Source organism: Streptomyces pinistramenti, assembly GCF_020564935.1.
GTDB classification, from domain to species: Bacteria; Actinomycetota; Actinomycetes; order Streptomycetales; family Streptomycetaceae; genus Streptomyces; species Streptomyces pinistramenti.
Genome location: NZ_JAJCXB010000048.1, coordinates 41,747 through 58,208 on the forward strand (window position 1 = coordinate 41,747; position 16,462 = coordinate 58,208).

At 70.9% G+C, this 16,462-nt stretch carries 11 protein-coding genes and 1 tRNA gene; 2 read left to right on the plus strand and 10 right to left on the minus strand.

Translation table 11 applies throughout. The features are described from left to right. Nucleotides 1-135: 135 nt before the first annotated feature. From LIU39_RS26570 to LIU39_RS26605, 8 genes are all read right to left on the minus strand, one after another. A complete protein-coding gene (locus LIU39_RS26570) occupies nt 136-1,260 on the minus strand; it encodes an LCP family protein (RefSeq protein WP_227049444.1) in 1,125 nt (374 codons plus the stop codon). Between the two features lie 354 nt (nt 1,261-1,614). After that, the gene (rho, locus tag LIU39_RS26575) at nt 1,615-3,651 is read right to left on the minus strand and encodes a transcription termination factor Rho (RefSeq protein ID WP_227049445.1); all 2,037 of its coding nucleotides are present in this window, start codon (nt 3,649-3,651) and stop codon (nt 1,615-1,617) included. Nucleotides 3,652-4,027: 376 nt separating this feature from the next. Then, the gene (gene thrB / locus LIU39_RS26580) at nt 4,028-4,945 is read right to left on the minus strand and encodes a homoserine kinase (protein ID WP_227049446.1); all 918 of its coding nucleotides are present in this window, start codon (nt 4,943-4,945) and stop codon (nt 4,028-4,030) included. A gap of 317 nt (nt 4,946-5,262) precedes the next feature. Then, complete coding sequence (gene thrC / locus LIU39_RS26585) at nt 5,263-6,348, minus strand: threonine synthase (RefSeq protein WP_227049447.1); 1,086 nt, start codon at nt 6,346-6,348, stop codon at nt 5,263-5,265. Between the two features lie 8 nt (nt 6,349-6,356). After that, nucleotides 6,357-7,649 carry a homoserine dehydrogenase gene (locus tag LIU39_RS26590; protein ID WP_227049448.1) on the minus strand — a complete coding sequence of 431 codons (1,293 nt, stop codon included), beginning with the start codon at nt 7,647-7,649 and terminating at the stop codon, nt 6,357-6,359. Nucleotides 7,650-7,788: 139 nt separating this feature from the next. Continuing rightward, a complete protein-coding gene (gene lysA / locus LIU39_RS26595; RefSeq protein ID WP_227049449.1) occupies nt 7,789-9,180 on the minus strand; it encodes a diaminopimelate decarboxylase in 1,392 nt (463 codons plus the stop codon). A gap of 27 nt (nt 9,181-9,207) precedes the next feature. Then, nucleotides 9,208-10,311, minus strand: a complete 1,104-nt coding sequence (gene nrtL, locus LIU39_RS26600) for an ArgS-related anticodon-binding protein NrtL (RefSeq protein ID WP_227049450.1) — start codon at nt 10,309-10,311, stop codon at nt 9,208-9,210. A gap of 115 nt (nt 10,312-10,426) precedes the next feature. Further along, on the minus strand, nt 10,427-11,002 hold the full coding sequence (locus LIU39_RS26605) for a response regulator (protein ID WP_227049451.1): 576 nt from the start codon (nt 11,000-11,002) through the stop codon (nt 10,427-10,429). 209 nt (nt 11,003-11,211) lie between these two features. Here LIU39_RS26605 and LIU39_RS26610 point away from each other — a divergent pair. Together LIU39_RS26610 and LIU39_RS26615 are read left to right on the plus strand one after the other, a co-directional pair. Continuing rightward, nucleotides 11,212-11,283: transfer RNA gene (locus LIU39_RS26610), tRNA-Arg, on the plus strand. Between the two features lie 1,288 nt (nt 11,284-12,571). Continuing rightward, on the plus strand, nt 12,572-13,864 hold the full coding sequence (locus LIU39_RS26615; RefSeq protein ID WP_227049452.1) for a hypothetical protein: 1,293 nt from the start codon (nt 12,572-12,574) through the stop codon (nt 13,862-13,864). On the opposite strand, the gene LIU39_RS26620 is transcribed toward LIU39_RS26615, so the two are convergent. Together LIU39_RS26620 and LIU39_RS26625 are read right to left on the minus strand one after the other, a co-directional pair. Further along, the gene (locus LIU39_RS26620) at nt 13,778-15,964 is read right to left on the minus strand and encodes a tetratricopeptide repeat protein (RefSeq protein ID WP_227049453.1); all 2,187 of its coding nucleotides are present in this window, start codon (nt 15,962-15,964) and stop codon (nt 13,778-13,780) included. The genes LIU39_RS26615 and LIU39_RS26620 overlap by 87 nt on opposite strands. A gap of 166 nt (nt 15,965-16,130) precedes the next feature. Continuing rightward, nucleotides 16,131-16,462, minus strand: a 332-nt coding sequence (locus LIU39_RS26625) for a carboxypeptidase-like regulatory domain-containing protein (protein ID WP_227049454.1), incomplete at its 5' end; no start/stop codon positions are given.

Genomic DNA, 16,462 nt, shown 5'->3' on the forward strand with positions numbered 1-16,462 from the left:
CAGGTATTCCCCCGAGCCGGTCCGGCAGCGGGCGGTGGGCGGCCCGCTACCAGCGGTAGGGCCTGTCGTTTGGGTCAGGTCGGACCCCGCGAGCCCGGCCTGGCCCAAAAACGGCAGGCCCTGGCTGGGCGGCCGCTACTTCACGTACGAGCTGGTGCCGCCCTTGTCGCCCGCGGAGTCCTTGGTCGCGGACTTCGGGATGGGCCGGTCCCGGTGCAGCGCGTCCCAGACCTGCTGGGCCTGCCGGGGCAGCGGGAGCACCCGCGCGGGGTCGAGCTTGTCGTACGTCACCGGCAGCGTCACCATGTGGATGTTCTCCGAGCCGATGCCGCCCAAGCTCTTGGCCAGGCCGGTGAGTTCGCCGACCGAGTTGAGGTCGGTGTCGGTGGTGACGGCCTTGGTCGCGGTGTCCGCGATGTCGTAGAGCTTGCTCGGGTTGGTGAGCACGCCGACGTGCTTGACCTGCTCCATCAGGGCCTTGATGAAGGTCTGCTGGAGCTGGATGCGGCCCAGGTCGCTGCCGTCGCCACCGGGCACGCCGTGCCGGGTACGGACGAGGCCGAGCGACTGCTCGCCGCTGAGCGTGTGCTTGCCGGCCGGCAGGTGCAGATGGCTGCTGTTGTCGTTGATCGGCTTGCTGGTGGTGATGTCCACCCCGCCCAGCGCGTCGATGAGCTTCTTGAAGCCGGTGAAGTCCACCTCGATGAAGTGGTCCATCCGGATACCGCTGAGCGATTCGACGGTCTTGACGGCGCAGGCGGGGCCGCCGACCTCGTACGCGGTATTGAACATCACCCGCTGCGCGCCGGGGACGTCCTTGCCGTCCTTGGTGCAGTCGGGGCGCTTGATGAGGGTGTCGCGCGGGATGCTGACGACACTGGCCTTCTTGTGGCCCTTGTAGACGTGCAGGACCATCGCGGTGTCCGAGCGGGCGCCGCCCTCGTCGGTGCCGTACCGGCTGTTCTTGCCGGCCCGCGAGTCCGAGCCCAGGACCAGGATGTCCATCGAGCCGTTGTCGACGTTCTGCGGCCGGTCCTTGCCGAGGGCGGCGTTGATGTCGACGCCCTTCAGGTTGCCGTTGAGCTTGAAGTAGACGAAGCCGAGGCCGGCGCCGCCGAGCAGGGCGCAGCTGACCAGGGCGGACAGCGTGAGGGTCAGCGCGCGGCGGCGCCGGGTGGGGGCCTTGCGCCGACGGCCCGTGGCACGTATGCCGCGGGCACGGCTTTCGGCCGTCTTCGCGGTCCCGTTGCTGTCCGCCATCTGCTCCTCAGTCCTCGTTGGCTCGGCAAGCCCCTCGTCATTACCGCGCAGGCACGCCGCGTTGCTCCCTGTGAGACGGGGGGACGACCGGAAGGGTTGCACAGCACCGTATGAGCCCTTTCTTAGAAACCGCTGCGGGCACGTCCCCGATGTGCTTCCCTTCCGCCCGCTCCCACCTGCGGTTTCGGACCGCCGCCGGGCCGCGCGTGCGCCGCCGCCGACGGCCGGTTCCTGTGCGGAAGGTCTCAGCTCCGCACCCGGTACGCGGCGGCGCGCGCCCGCCGGGACAGCACGAAGCCCTCCTCCCCCGGCGGGGCGAGAAGGGCTTCGTGTGCGGCGCTACGGCCAGGGGCGTCAGTCGTTGCCGTTGCCGCCCATGCCCGGCGTCGTCTTCTGGATCTGGAGCAGGAACTCCGCGTTCGACTTCGTCTGCTTCATCTTGTCCAGCAGCAGCTCGATGGCCTGCTGCTGGTCCAGCGCGTGCAGCACCCGACGCAGCTTCCAGACGACAGCGAGCTCGTCGCTGCCCATCAGGATCTCTTCCTTACGGGTACCGGACCCGTCGACGTCCACCGCCGGGAAGATGCGCTTGTCGGCGAGCTTGCGGTCGAGCTTCAGCTCCAGGTTGCCGGTGCCCTTGAACTCCTCGAAGATCACCTCGTCCATCCGCGAGCCGGTCTCGACCAGCGCGGTGGCCAGGATGGTCAGCGAACCGCCGTCCTCGATGTTGCGCGCGGCACCGAAGAAGCGCTTCGGCGGGTACAGCGCGGTCGAGTCGACACCACCGGACAGGATGCGGCCGGAGGCGGGCGCCGCGAGGTTGTACGCGCGGCCCAGGCGGGTGATGGAGTCCAGCAGGACGACCACGTCGTGACCCAGCTCGACGAGACGCTTGGCGCGCTCGATGGCCAGCTCGGCGACGGTGGTGTGGTCCTCGGCCGGGCGGTCGAAGGTCGAGGAGATGACCTCGCCCTTGACCGACCGCTGCATGTCGGTGACCTCTTCGGGCCGCTCGTCGACGAGGACGACCATCAGGTGGCACTCGGGGTTGTTGCGGGTGATCGCGTTGGCGACCGCCTGCATGATCATGGTCTTGCCGGTCTTCGGCGGGGCCACGATCAGGCCGCGCTGGCCCTTGCCGATCGGCGCGACCAGGTCGATGATCCGGGTCGTCAGGCCGCCCGACTCACCTTCCAGGCGCAGCCGCTCCTGCGGGTAAAGGGGCGTCAGCTTCCCGAACTCCGCGCGCTGGCGGCCCTGTTCGGGCGCCACGCTGTTGACGGTGTCGAGGCGGACCAGCGCGTTGAACTTCTCGCGCCGCTCGCCGTCACGCGGCTGGCGGACCGCGCCGGTGACGTGGTCACCCTTGCGCAGACCGTTCTTGCGGACCTGGGCGAGCGAGACGTACACGTCGTTCGGGCCCGGCAGGTAGCCGGAGGTCCGGATGAACGCGTAGTTGTCGAGGATGTCGAGGATGCCCGCGACGGGGATCAGGACGTCGTCCTCGGAGACCTGCGGCTCGTTGCCGAAGTCCTCGCGGCCGCCGCGACGGCCCCGGCGGTCGCGGTAGCGGCCCCGGCGGCCGCGGCGGCCGCCCTCGAAGTCGTCACCGTCGTCTTCGGGCCTGCGGTTGTCGCGCTGACGGCGCTCGCCCTGCTGGCCGCCGCCGTCACCGCCGCCCTCGTTCTTGTTGCGGCGGTCGCGCTGGCCGCGCTCGCGGCGGTCGCCGCCGCCCTTCTGGCCGCGGTCCTGACGGTCCCCGCGGTCCTGACGGTCCCCGCCCTTGCCCGGCCGGCCCTCGTCCTGCTGGGTGGCCGTCGACTCGACCTTGGCGGGCTGTGTGTCGGTCTTCGTCTCGGCCTTGACCTTGGTCTCGGTCTTGACGTCGCCGGAGGCCGCGTCGGGGCTGCCCGCTGCGGCGGTGGCACGGCGCCGACGGCGCTCGCCGGCCGGCTGCTCGTCGCTGACCGGCTGGCCGGGGATGTCGATCTGCTGCTGGGCGGCAGCCTTGTTGTCGGCAGCCTTCTCGGCCTTGCCCGCCTTGTCGGCGGCCTTCTCGGCAGCGTCCTCGCCGGTACGGGCCTTGGAGGTCGTACGGCGCTTGGGCTTGGTCTCGGCGGGCGCGTCGGCCTTGGCCGCGGAGCCGCCGGCCTGCTTCTCCTTGATGACCTCGATCAGCTGGCTCTTGCGCATCCGCGCGGTGCCCTTGATGCCGAGGCCGGAGGCGACCTGCTGCAGCTCTGCCAGGACCATGCCGTCGAGGCCGGTACCGGAACGGCGTCGCCGCGGGGCGCCGGCAGCACCGGTGGCAGGCGCGGCGGGAGCGTCCGTGGCGGGCGCGGTGGCACTGCCATCGGTGCGCACGCCCATCAGATCGGTGGTGTCGCTCACGAAGGGTCCTTCCCTGGAGCGGGCGTCGGCCTGTCTGGCTCGGCGACCGGTTGTGCTGTCCGGCTGTGGTCCTGTGCTGCGTGGACCGGGCCGGGGCGGTGGTCCCGCCGGATACGGCGGAAAGATCAGTTCATTGGTTCCGGCGCGAAGGGATGCTGTGTGACTCATGTCCGTCACGCCGATTCCGGAGCGTGCTCACTTCTGCTCAGGCCATTGCTCCAAGCAGTTTGGGAGGCTCCCGGAAGAAAGTGGTCCCGATGGGGGACACGAAGCACCGCGCCACTCAGGCGTCGAGTACTGACTTGAGGTTAACACTACCGGATCCAACAAACATTCCCCCTTCCCAAGACCGGTAATCGTCGATCACCCGCGTCGATCACCCGGCGAGCGGCAGGACGCATGCGCCCGCCGCGTCGAGGGCCAGCCGGTTGGCCGCCCACCCCTCGCCCGCCAGCGCGGCAACCTTGTCGGCCGCCGCGTCCTCGACCAGCGCGAGCACCGTCGGGCCCGCGCCGGAGATGACTGCGGGGACGCCGTCCGCGCGCAGTCGGTTCACCAGTGCCACGCTCTCCGGCATCGCGGGGGCGCGGTATTCCTGGTGAAGTCGGTCCTCGGTCGCGGCGAGCAGCAGCTCCGGGCGCCTGGTCAGCGCCTCGACGAGCAGTGCGGCGCGACCGGCGTTGGCCGCGGCGTCCACATGCGGGACGGTGCGCGGCAACAGTCCGCGTGCGGTCTCGGTGAGCACCGGTTTCCCGGGCACGAAGACCACCGGAACGATGGATGCGGCGGGATCCATCCGGATCGCCCGTGCGGCACCGGTGTCCGTCCAGGCGAGGGTGAATCCGCCGAGCAGGCAGGCGGCGACGTTGTCGGGATGGCCCTCGATCTCGGTGGCCAGTTCCAGCAGCGCGTCGTCGTCGAGCTTCTGCTCGCCGCCTATGGTCACGGCGCGGGCGGCGACGATGCCGGCGCAGATGGCGGCGGACGAGGAGCCCAGGCCCCGGCCGTGCGGAATGCGGTTGGCGCAGACGATTTCCAGACCGCGCGGCTGCCCGCCGAGCAGGTCGAAGGCGGTGCGCAGGGAGCGTACGAGCAGATGACTCTCGTCGCGCGGGAGGGTGTCGGCGCCCTCACCTGCGATGTCGACGTGCAGACCGGAATCGGCCACCCGCACCACGACATCGTCGTAAAGCCCCAGGGACAGACCGAGGGTGTCGAAGCCGGGACCGAGATTGGCGCTGGTAGCGGGGGTGCGCACCCGGACGGCGGCGGCACGGAACGCGGGACCGGCCATCGCTCGATGACTCTCCTTGATTGATGCTGCGGTACTGCCCCGCGGCACCGCGGCACCGAGGTGCCCGGTCGGCTCGTGGGGTCTGTTCTGACCTGCCCTGCACACCACTGCGTCATGCCGTGGGGAGGGGAGTTGGCTGCCAGCCTATCGAAGGAAGGTTCTGTGGCGACATAGGGCGCACAGGAGGCGCACGATGCGTGTCGCACACCTTCCTGTGCCCCGAGGCGTCTTTGCAGCCTTTGCGCAATTTGCTGTACGGCGGGTTGCCCGGCACTGACGGCCGGATGTCCCCCGCCGTACGGGAGGCGGGGCCCGGACTACGCGAGGCCGAGGCGCTCGGCCGCGGCGTCCGCGTCGATCGGGATCGTGACCGGCTGCGGCGCTCCGGCGACCGCCCAGTCCGGGTCCTTGAGGCCGTTGCCGGTCACCGTGCAGACGATGCGCTGGCCCGGGTCGACCTTGCCCTCCTCGGCCGCCTTGAGCAGCCCGGCGACCGAAGCGGCCGACGCGGGCTCCACGAAGACACCCTCCCGCGAGGCCAACAGGCGGTAGGCAGCCAGGATTTGACGGTCGGTCACCTCATCGATGAAGCCGCCGGACTCGTCCCGCGCCTGTTCGGCGAAGGCCCACGATGCGGGGTTGCCGATACGGATCGCGGTGGCGATGGTGTGCGGGTCCTTGACGATCTCGCCGCGCACGATCGGCGCGCTGCCGGATGCCTGGAAGCCCCACATCCGCGGGGTGCGCGAGGAGATGCCGTCCGCCGCGTACTCCTTGTAGCCCTTCCAGTACGCGGTGATGTTGCCGGCGTTGCCGACGGGCAGCACGTGGATGTCGGGCGCGTCGTCGAGCATGTCGACGATTTCGAAGGCGGCGGTCTTCTGCCCCTCGATGCGCACCGGGTTGACGGAGTTCACAAGTGCGACCGGGTACTTGTCCGAAAGTCCCCGTGCGAGGGTCAGGCAGTCGTCGAAATTTCCGTCGATCTGGAGGATCTTGGCGCCGTGGACCAGCGCCTGCCCCATCTTGCCGAGGGCGATCTTGCCCTGCGGGACGAGCACGGCGCAGACCATGCCGGCCCGCACCGCGTACGCGGCGGCCGACGCGGAGGTGTTGCCGGTGGAGGCGCAGATGACGGCCTTGGCACCCTCCTCCTTCGCCCGGGTGATCGCCATCGTCATGCCGCGGTCCTTGAAGGACCCGGTGGGGTTGGCACCCTCGACCTTGAGGTGCACCTCGCAGCCGGTGCGCTCGGACAGCACCTGGGCCGGCACGAGGGGCGTGCCGCCCTCCCGGAGGGTGACCGCCTCGGTCGTGTCGCTGACCGGCAGCCGGTCACGGTATTCCTCGATGATTCCGCGCCACTGGCTGCTCGCCGTGGTCACAGTGGAATTGGCAGACATGGGTTCCTTTACTCCCCTTCGACCCGCATGATGCTGGCGACACCGCGGACGGTGTCCAGCTCGCGCAGTGCCCCGACGGTCGACGACAGGGCAGCGTCGGCCGCTCGGTGGGTGACGACGACGAGGGATGCCTCGCCGTCCTTGCCCTGCTGGCGGACCGTATCGATCGATACGCCGTGCTCGGCGAAGACTGTGGCGACCTGCGCGAGGACGCCGGACTTGTCGGCAACGTCGAGACTGATGTGGTAGCGCGTGACGACGTCGCCCATGGGGCTGACCGGCAGCCGCGTGTACGCCGACTCCCCGGGGCCCGTGGCGCCTGCGAGCTTGTTGCGGCAGACCGCGACGAGGTCGCCGAGCACCGCGGACGCGGTCGGCGAGCCGCCGGCGCCGGGCCCGTAGAACATCAGCTGGCCGGCCGCGTCGGACTCCACGAACACCGCGTTGTACGCCTCGCGGACGGAGGCCAGCGGGTGGCTGAGCGGGATCATCGCGGGGTGCACGCGCGCGGTGACGGACGCGCCGTCCGCGGCCCGCTCGCAGATCGCGAGCAGCTTGACCGTGCAGCCCATCCGCTTCGCGGAGGCGATGTCGGCTGCGGTGACCTCGGTGAGGCCCTCGCGGTGCACGTCGTCGATGGTCACGCGGGTGTGGAAGGCGATGCCCGCCAGGATCGCGGCCTTGGCCGCGGCGTCGAAGCCCTCGACGTCGGCGGTCGGGTCGGCCTCCGCGTAGCCGAGCGCGGTGGCCTCGTCCAGCGCCTCGCTGTACCCGGCGCCGCTGGAGTCCATCTTGTCGAGGATGAAGTTCGTGGTGCCGTTGACGATGCCGAGGACGCGGTTGACCTTGTCGCCGGCCAGCGACTCGCGCAGCGGCCGCACCAGCGGGATCGCGCCGGCCACCGCGGCCTCGTAGTACAGGTCGGCGCCGTGCCGCTGCGCCGCGGCGTGCAGCGCGGCGCCGTCCGCCGCGACCAGCGCCTTGTTCGCGGAGACGACGCTCGCGCCGTGCTCGAACGCGGTGGTGATGAGCGTACGGGCCGGCTCGATGCCCCCGATCACCTCGATCACCACATCGATGTCGCCGCGTTTGACCAGCGCCGTCGCGTCGGTGGTGACCAGCTCGGCCGGGATGCCGTCGCGCACCTTGTCGGGGCGGCGTACGGCGATCCCGGCGAGCTCCACGGGTGCACCGATGCGGGCCGCGAGGTCGTCGGCGTGCGTCGTCATGATGCGCGCCACCTCTGAGCCGACAACACCACAGCCCAGCAGCGCCACCTTCAGCGGACGCGTACGCATCATTCGACCTCTGCTTTTCATCGATTCAGCCGTTTTCCTGCTTGTTGATCCACCAGTCTCACCCACCGGACGGCACTTTCCGTGCCCCGTCCGGATGCCGAGACATTTACGTCATCCGCGCCGGACGCACGGACGAGCTTCCCTATCCGACATCCAACCGCAGGAGATCCTCCTCCGTCTCCCGGCGGACGATGACCCTGCCCTCACCATTCTTGACGGCCACCACCGGCGGCCGCAGCGCATGGTTGTAATTGCTGGCCATCGAGCGGCAGTACGCGCCGGTCGCCGGCACCGCGAGCAGGTCCCCGGGCGCCACATCGGCCGGCAGGAACGCGTCCCGCACCACGATGTCCCCGCTCTCACAGTGCTTGCCGACCACCCGCGACAGCATCGGCTCGGCATCCGACGTCCGCGACACCAGCGCCACGGTGTACTCCGCGTCGTACAGCGCGGTACGGATGTTGTCCGACATCCCGCCGTCCACCGACACGTACGTCCGCAGCCCCTCCAGCTCCTTGACCGTGCCCACCTCGTACAGCGTGAACGCGGTGGGCCCGACGATCGCGCGCCCCGGCTCCACCGAAAGCCGCGGCACGCGCAGCCCGGCCGCCGCGCACTCCTTGGTGACGATCTCGCTCAGCGCCCTGGCGATCTCGTGCGGCTCCCGCGGGTCGTCGTCCGAGGTGTAGGCGATGCCCAGACCGCCGCCGAGGTCGATCTCCGGCAGCTCCACGCCGTGCTCGTCGCGCACCTCGGTCAGCAGCTGCACGACCCGGCGGGCCGACACCTCGAAGCCCGCCATGTCGAAGATCTGCGACCCGATGTGGCTGTGGATGCCGATGAGTTCCAGCCCGTCGAGCTTCAGCGCCCGCCGCACGGCCTCCGCGGCCTGCCCGTCGGCCAGCGCGATCCCGAACTTCTGGTCCTCGTGCGCGGTGGCGATGAACTCGTGGGTATGCGCCTCGACACCCACCGTGACCCGGATCTGCACCCGCTGCCGCTTGCCCAGCCGCTCGGCGATGTGCGCGACCCGCACGATCTCCTGGAACGAGTCGAGCACGATCCGCCCCACCCCGGCCTCGACGGCACGGGTGATCTCCTGCGTGCTCTTGTTGTTGCCGTGCAGCGCGATCCGCTCGGCGGGCATCCCGGCGGCCAGCGCGGTCGCCAGCTCACCCCCCGAACACACGTCGAGGTGCAGCCCTTCTTCGTTCAGCCACCGCACCACGGCGCGCGACAGGAACGCCTTGCCCGCGTAGAACACGTCGGCCTCCGCCCCGAACGCGTCTTTCCAGGCCCGGCAGCGCGCCCGGAAGTCGTCCTCGTCGAGGAAGAACGCCGGCGTCCCGAACTCCTCGGCGAGCGCGTTGACGTCGACACCGCCGACGGTCACCACACCGTCGGCGTTGCGCCGGACGGTACGGGACCAGACGCGCGGGTCAAGGGTGTTGAGGTCGGCGGGCGGTCCGGCGTAGTGGCCCTCGGGCAGCACATCGGCGTGACGGGGCCCGGCAGGGTGGGCGGAACGGCTCATAACGGTGAAGGTCCCCTCAAGGTTCGTTCAGAGGTGTTCGGGCGCGGAGATGCCGAGCAGGCGCAGGCCGTTGGCGAGCACCGTCCCCGTGGCCTCGGCAAGGGCCACCCGGGCGCGGTGAACGGCCGAGGGTTTCTCCTCCCCGGCCGGCAACGGCGGACACCCGTCGTGCCACCGGAAGAACGCCTCGGCCACCGCCTCCAGATGCCGCACCAGCCGGTCCGGCGCCCGGTGCCGCGCGGCGGCTTCCACCACGTCGGGAAAACCGGCGAGCAGCCCGCTCAGCGCGGCGCGCGAGGGCCGGGGACCGTGGGCGGCGGAGGCGGAGTACGACATCACGACGGCACCGGATGCGTCCGCAGGCACCACGGCTCCGGGCGCACCGGCCGCATCCCCGCTCTCACCCGTCAGCTCTCCCCACGCACCCGGCTCGTCCCCGGGCTCGCCCGCGAATCCCAGCTCCCGCGCATTGCGCACCACCGCACGGGCCCGTGCGTACGCGTACTGCACCCGGAACCGCGGATTGCTCTCCCGCTGCTCGGGCCGCTCGGGCAGCCGCACCGGATCGTGCGCCGCAGGCCGCAGCAGCGCCCACCGCACCTCGTCGGCACCGAGCCGCGCGACCAGCCGCACGAGTTCGGCCTGCGCGGACGGTTCGCCGCTCTCGGGAGACGGGAGGCGGAGCCCGGCCGCCGCGTCGATCCGCTCCAGCGCCTCGCCCACGACGACGCCCCGGGCGCCGTCCGGCAGCCGCGCCGGACCGCCCGCGGTCCGCACCGGGCCGCCGGGGGTCACGCCGTACCGTGCGCCCTGCGCGAGAATGCCGCGCACCAGCGCCGCCTGCGCGCCCTCGCCCAGCGTGAAATTCAAGAACCCCGGCCCGGCGATCTCCACCCGGGCAATCCCGGCGCACCCGACCAGCCGCTTCCGCAGCACCTCGGCAACCTCACGAGCGGGCCGGCCGGCGGCCTGGGCGAGCTGGAGCGCCACATTGGACGCGTAGTCCCCACAGCCCGGCCGCGGCGGCCGCTGCACCACGACCCGTGCCGGCACCGGCACGGAAAGCTCCTGCTCCGCCACGGCGCCACGCACGGAGCGCAGAACGGTACGGGAAAGCTCAGCGGGGGTCACAGGACAAGCGTATGGGAGGAGTGGGGCAGTCACGCGACCAGGTTTCGCCCACTGGACACCTCAGCCCCACAGCCCCACCCCGGGCAACGCCCCCACACCGGCCCGGGGCCCGCCGCTACGTCCCCGTCCGACCGTGGCGCCCGGCCTGACCGTGGTGGCCGTGCCGGTCCCGGCGATCAAAACGCTCCTGCTGGTCGAGGGGCTCGCCGCAGTCCGTACGGCCGTCGTGCTCGGCCGGCCCCGGCTGCTGCCGCACCAGTTCCGCACGCTCTGCGGCACTCCGGCCCGGGGCACCCCCCTCGGGCTCCGCCCGTCGTCCCTCCTGGACCAGCCGCCCCACGGTCCGCACCAGCTCCGTCGGCTCGAACGGCTTCGTCAGGAAGGCATCCACCCCCACCGACTCGCCACTGTCCACCTCGCCCTGGGTGCAGGCGCTGACTATCGCGATGGGAATGTCCCACGTCCGCGGATCGGACCGAAGCCGCGCCGCGGTGCGCAGACCGTTGAGCCGCGGCATCACGACATCAAGGGTCACCACATCAGGTCTCACGTGGTGCACGACATCCAAACACTCGGCACCATCAGCCGCGGTCACGACCTCGAAGCCCTCCAGCTCGAGATTGACCCTGATCAACTGCCGGATCACCTTGCTGTCATCGACAACGAGGATCCGACCGGACAAGCCAGGCACACCATGAGACTAGGTGCCCACCTGCGACTGCGTCCCGGTTTTCCCTACTTCCGCCCTCATGAGAGGGACGTTTCCCCGACCATCACCGCCACACCCCCAACATGCGCTAGGGGCCCGCTCCCTCCTCCCCACTCCCCTCAAAACCCTGTTCATGAACACCCCATCGGAGCTGGTAAGGTTCTACCCGTCGCCAAGAAACACGGCGAAACGCCCCCGTAGCTCAGGGGATAGAGCAACGGCCTCCGGAGCCGTGTGCGCAGGTTCGAATCCTGCCGGGGGCACCTTGCATGAGGTGCCAAAGGACCCCGCCATCAGCCAAGTTGCTGAGTGCGGGGTCTTTTCATTGGGTGCGGTGGCTCCGCGTTTTCGGTCGGGACTGACGTGTCCGGTCCCCGCTGTTCCTGGACGATGCCCCGGGTGACGACCTGCCCGCGGCTGGGGGTGACACGGCGGCGTCGGAGGCTCCTTGCAGTGGCCGCACCTGGGGCCGGGAGTTGGGGGCCGTGGCGAGAAAGGGTGCGCCGGTCCCATAAATGCAGGCAATTTATGGCACGTGAAGAGATGGTCTCAGCGCCGAACGGGACAAGGCACCTTTCGAAAGCTGCACCTTCTGGGCGCCTTCTCTTCGCCGTGTCGCTCGGTCTGGATTTCTTTGCGGGCCGTGGCCGCCACTGATATCCACTGCCGGAAAGGGCCGGGTAGAGCCGCTTCGGGTGTGCCGGGAAGCCGGGGCGCCGGCCGGCCGTGCGGCGCCTTGGCCGAAGTCGAGGCCGACGGGGTGGCAGGGGCACATCGTCCTGTCGTCCGGCCTTGTGCTGGGAATGTCCGGCAGCGCATCGGAGGGGGCGAGGTTCCCCTGTATCCGCTGTACTGCGTAGGGTGCGTCTACATCGGTGGACGGATCGAGGGGGCGGCGGTATGGGGGGCGGGGACATCGCGGTATCCGACCGTATTCACCCTGCTGCTCCTCGGATGCCGGACCGGTGGCGGACCGTCGTACCTCAACGTACCGTTCTGGGCGTCATCCACAATGCCACCTCGGCGACCCGGCTACTGGATCTGCTGAGTGTTTTCGAAGGTGATCCGCGGATACAATTGCTGTTCACCTGTACCGGGTCTTCTGCCTTTGAGCCGGGAATCGAGGAGTTCGTTTCCGCTCATGAACTTCCGTATATTCCGTGGAGCGAGGCCGAAGAAAGCGAATTCAGTCTTGCGGTGACCACAAGCCGTGGTGGCGATCTCCAGAATATCGACGCCCCGATCATTGGGTCTCCCCACGGTGCGGGATACAATAAAACGCTCAGCCGGGAGCCGGGAGCCGGGAGCCGGGAGCCGGGAGCCGGGAGCCGGGAGCCGGGAGCCGGGAGCCGGGAGCCGGGAGCCGGGAGCCGGGAGCCGGGAGCCGGGAGCCGGGAGCCGGGAGCCTTTGGCCTGACGGCTGAATGGCTGGTGCACAAGGGGGAGTTGATTCCCTCGGCGATCGTGTTGTCCCACCGGGAGCAGCGGGAGCGTCTGCGGCGCGGGTTCCCTGCGGCGGTTCCGTTCGCGCATGTCGTGGGTGACCCGTGCATGGACCAGATCCGGTCGTCCTTGCCGTTCCGGGAGGCGTACCGGGAGGCGTTCGGGGTGCGTCCCGGGCAGCAAATGCTGCTGCTGACGTCGACGTGGGGGCAGGGTTCGCTTCTCGGGCGCGGGACCGATGCCATCCGCCGCGCGCTGGCGGAGATGCCACGCGACGCGTACCGGGTGGTGGCCGCCATTCATCCCAACACCTGGCACGGGCACGGAGGTTGGCAGATCCGTTCGTGGCTGGAACCGTACCTGCGGTCGGGGCTTGTACTGCCCGTTCCGACCACCGATACCTGGAAGGCCGCGGTGTGCGCGGCCGACGCGTTCATCGGCGACCACGGCTCGCTGACCCTGTACGCGGCCGGGCGTGGCCTGCCGGGGCTGCTCGCTTCCTTCGACGACAGCAGCGTCGCCCCCGGTTCGCCGATGGCGCGGCTCGGCGAGCTGCTGCCGCGGATCGCTCCCGCCGAGCCGCTGTCCGTCCAGCTCGAACGCGCCAGGATCGCGCAGCAGGGAGATCCGCGCCTCGCCGAGGTCGGGCAGATGATCACCTCGTGTCCCGGAGAGGCCCTGCCGCGCTTTCGCAGGCTCTGTTACCGGATGCTCGGCCTGGACGAGCCCGCAGGCACCGTTGTCGCGCGTCCCGTCGACATTCCGCTGGATCTTCCCGTCGCCCGCCGGGCACCGCTGGAGCAGCCGTTGTTCGTGGATGCGCGGGTGGTGGAGCGAGGGCCTGGGGCGATGTCGGGTGGACCTGGTGAGCCGGGTGTATCGGAGGCTTCGGGCGCGCGGGAGACGCCGGGGCCCGGTGGTGCGGTCGGTGTCGTGCTCCGTCGGTACCCCGCAGGGCCTCAGCACGGCAGCGTCGGGGGGCACCTTCCGGATGCGCATGTGGTCGCCGAGGAGGGTGAGCCGGATCCGCATTGGGCGAACGTGGCGGATGTCGTCGTGTCCCACGGGTCGGGGCCCGACGCGCTGTTCGCTCGCCACCCGGGCTGCTGGCTGATCGTCGCGGCGGCGTCGGCGGGGGCACCCTGCAGACTGTGGCTGCGGCACGGCGGCGGGTACACGGCGAGCTGGACGGTCCAGCCGTGGTGGGCCGCTCCGTCCCTCGCGGCGTCGGCGCTGTATGCCTGCCTGGCGCGGTACGACGAGGGGTGGGAGGGAGTGGTCGAGGTGCGCGCCGGCGAGGGGCTGCCGTCCGCGCTACTTTCCCTGCGAAAGCTCGTCGAGCCGGCTGCGGGCGACGCGGGACCAGAGGCTGCCGAGCGCGTCGTAGGTGTCGAGCGCTGACTGCCAGTCGGCGCGCGCCCGTTCGCTCTCGCCCTTCGACCGGTAGGCATCGCCCCGTACGAGACGGGCGTCGGCCTCTTCCTTCGGGGCGGTGCGTCCGGCGAAGAGTGGCAGGGCCTCGTCCAGCCGGCGCACCGCCTCGTCGGGGTCACCGGCCGCCAGGCACGCCTGTGCGTACCGGGTGAGGGCTCGGGCTTCGTTGTAGTGGTCGGAGAGGTCGGCGAACCGGCGGCGGGCGTCCAGCAGGCGCTCGGCGGCCTCCTCGTGCCGGTGGGCGGCGGTGGCCGCGCGTCCCAGGTGGTAGTGCAGCAGCGCCCGGCCCCTGGGGTGGTCGATGCCGCCCAGGGCCTGGAGCGCCTGCTGGAACAACTCGCCTGCGTCCAGGGGCCGTTCCCGCTCCAGGGCGACCATCCCCAGCCCTTCCAGTGCCGACGACCGCGTCCGCGCGTGGCCCGCGTGCTGCGCGGCGTCCAGGGCTTCCGTGTAGTGGCGGTGCGCCGCCGCAAGACCGGGCTCCCCGCCACGGTCGAAGTGGGCGAAGGCCAGCTCGAAGCGCATCCGGGCCAGCAGCAGCCAGGCACTCTGCCGGGCGGCCTCGTCCCGGGCGTCGTCGAGCAGCCGCTCGGCCGCCTCGGCACCCAGCCGTGCCGACTCGGTCCACAGGGTGGGGTGCTTGCGGCGGAAGAAGGTCTCGCGCAGGGCTTCGGTCAGTTCGCAGACCTCGCCGTAACGCTGTGCCTCGTGGAGTGTCCGTGCCATGGCGACGGCGTTCTCCAGGTCGGCCTCCATCGCGTCGAGTGCCTGCGCTTCCGAGGCGAAGACCCCGTTCAGAAGGGCGGGGTGCACGAAGAGGCTCCCGATGCGCCAGCGCTTCGACACCAGGTAGGCGGCGGCCGCGGCGCGGTGGAGGTACCAGCTCGCCTGCGTGGCCGGCAGCTCGGATTCCTCCGCGGGGTTCTCCGGCGCCAGCGTGCCGGCCCAGTCGTGGACGGCACCGCTCAGGCGGACCCGGCCGGGCTCGGGGCGCTCCAGGAACTGGGCGGCCAGCAGGGTGCTTCTGACGGACACGCCGGGTGCCGCTCCCCCGGCCAGGGCGTCGATCAGCTCGTCGGCGCACTCGCGTGCGGGATGCCGGCCGAGGGCGCGTACGACGCGTTGCGCGAGCGGGTCGAGCGCCCCGTACGACGCCGCGAAGTGCGGGTTCATGGCAGGTTCCTCCTCCGATACGGAGTACGGCTGTGAGCCGGACGACTGCGCGGTGTGAGGGCGGAACAGCGCGCCGAGGTCGCCGCCGGCCGGCAGGTCGGCCGCGCGGGCTCCGGCGACGCGTGCCGCGGCCGGCCATCCGCGGAAGGTGGCGACCACCTCGCTCAGCCGGTCCGCGTGCTCGGGTGACAGGGCGCCGCCGTCCGTCTCGGCGTAGTGCAGGAAGACCTGTTCACACGAGGCGTCGTCCAGTACGTCCACCGGTATGAGCGCGGGCCTTTCCAAGGTCTGGCGCAGTCCGCCGAGTTCGTTGCGGCTGGTGACCAGGACCAAGCTCGCCGGATGTCCCGGCAGCAGCTCCCTGACCTGGCCCGGGTTGACCACGCCGTCGAGAAACACCAGGTACGGATCGGCGGAGGTGAGCGTGCGGTAGTACGCGCTCAACGCGGACACGTCGCCGGGCAGTTCGTCCCGTCGGGTGCCGATCTGGGTGTGGAGGGCTTCCAGTGCCCCGGCGGTGTCGCGGGGCGTGAACGCGCCGGACGGGCTCATGTCGACGTAGAGCACTCCGCCCGGGAAGTCCTGGTTCCGTCCCTTGGCCCAGTAGAGGGCCAGGTCGGTCTTGCCGACACCCGGCGGGCCGGTGAGGGCCACGACGAGCGGGGACGAACGGCGGCCGAGGCCGGCGACGGCTGCGTCAAGACGGGCGCGGATGCGGTCGCGGTCGGCGAGGAAGCCCGGCGGCGCGGGGGCCGCGTTGGGTGTGTACCGCGGCCGCCTGTCCGGCTGTTGGTACTGGTGGAAAATCACGTTCTGGGCCTGGATGCTGTCCCCGATGAACGTGCCGCCCGTGATCACGTTGCTGACCGACGCCCCGTCGTCGACCGAACCCATGCGGCCGCCCCCCGTCCGCTTCCGTTCGTCATGTCCGCGTGTCCGCCCGCAGTCTCGCAGGTCCGCACCGGGGCGAGGGTACTGATTCGGCCAACAGGCAAGGGGAGAACATGCCGCACCGGGTGGGCCAGGTCCTGGCCCACCCGGTGCGGCCACGCGCCTTCGGTTACCCCCTCCCCACCCGCTCCAACTCGATGTCGTGCCGCAGCTCCCCCGGCCCCTGTCGTACCGAGAGGAATTCGGCGCGGGGCGGGTGGGTCGAGCCGGAGGCGATGAGGGTGTAGCTGCCGGGGGGCAGGGCGGTGAGGCGGTAGCGGCCGTTGGTGGCGCGGCTGGCGGCGCGGCGCTTGCCGCGGGCGTTGACGAGGGTGATCCAGACGTCGCAGCCGCCGGGGTGGTCGGGGCAGCGGAGGGTGCCGGTGACGGTGACCGTGCCGGGGGTGGCGGACTTGCCGGGGGTGGTGGCCGTGTCCGAAGGGGTGGGGGTGGTGTCGGTGG